Source organism: Burkholderia sp. Bp8984, from assembly GCF_003853755.1.
Classification (GTDB): Bacteria; Pseudomonadota; Gammaproteobacteria; order Burkholderiales; family Burkholderiaceae; genus Burkholderia.
Genome location: NZ_QTQN01000105.1, coordinates 1 through 644, shown reverse-complemented (window position 1 = coordinate 644; position 644 = coordinate 1). Strand labels below are relative to the sequence as shown.

Sequence of the window (644 nt, the reverse complement as noted above, 5' to 3'; positions counted from 1 at the left end):
AAAGCGGGCGCGGCCGTGGCGATCGCCGACCTGAACCAGGACGGCGCAAACGCGGTTGCCGACGAGATCGTCAAGGCAGGCGGCAAGGCGATCGGCGTCGCGATGGACGTGACCAACGAGGAAGCGGTCAACAGCGGCATCGACAAGGTGGCCGACACGTTCGGCTCGGTCGACATCCTCGTGTCGAACGCGGGCATCCAGATCGTCAACCCGATCGAGAACTACGCGTTCTCCGACTGGAAGAAGATGCAGGCGATCCACGTCGACGGCGCGTTCCTGACGACCAAGGCCGCGCTCAAGCACATGTACAAGGACGATCGCGGCGGCGTCGTGATCTACATGGGTTCGGTGCACTCGCACGAAGCGTCGCCGCTGAAGTCGGCGTACGTGACGGCCAAGCACGGGCTGCTGGGTCTCGCGCGCGTGCTGGCGAAGGAAGGCGCGAAGCACAACGTGCGCTCGCACGTCGTATGTCCGGGCTTCGTGCGCACGCCGCTGGTCGACAAGCAGATTCCGGAGCAGGCGAAGGAGCTCGGCATCAGCGAAGAGGAAGTGGTGAAGAAGGTGATGCTCGGCAACACGGTCGACGGCGTGTTCACGACGGTGCAGGACGTCGCGCAGACGGTGCTGTTCCTGTCGGCGTT

General features: G+C 64.6%; 1 protein-coding gene. It reads left to right on the top strand.

Annotation, left to right across the window (positions count from 1 at the left end):
* Positions 1-644 (top strand): 3-hydroxybutyrate dehydrogenase (locus DID98_RS35535; RefSeq protein ID WP_124572247.1); only part of this gene is annotated, 644 nt, incomplete at both ends.